Raw genomic sequence first — 251 nt, 5'->3', positions numbered from 1 at the left:
GGAGCAGGTCGGCTCCGCCGCCTCCCGAGGAGCCCGCCAACAACTCACCCAACAAGCCCAACAGGCCGTCAAGCCGTGGGACCCCATCACTGAGGCAGTCGACGAGAGGATCCAGGCAGACCCCCGCTGGGAAGAGAAACTACGCCGCGAGCAGGAAGGAACAGCACCCAAGCTGTTCATGCGCCATGAGATGACTGATCATCTGTTGACTTTGCCGCGTGATCGTCGGCCCAGTGCGGGTGAGGTGCGGA

Annotated in this window: 1 protein-coding gene; it reads left to right on the top strand. The window is 63.3% G+C overall.

Translation table 11 applies throughout. From position 1 onward, the window contains the following. Positions 1 to 251, top strand: a 251-nt coding sequence (locus FK256_RS14480) for a hypothetical protein (RefSeq protein ID WP_211343592.1), incomplete at both ends; no start/stop codon positions are given.

The organism is Actinomyces johnsonii, assembly GCF_006546835.1.
Lineage (GTDB): Bacteria > Actinomycetota > Actinomycetes > Actinomycetales > Actinomycetaceae > Actinomyces > Actinomyces johnsonii.
The sequence above is the reverse complement of the archived record's forward strand: the minus strand, read 5'-3'. Positions and strand labels throughout refer to the sequence as shown.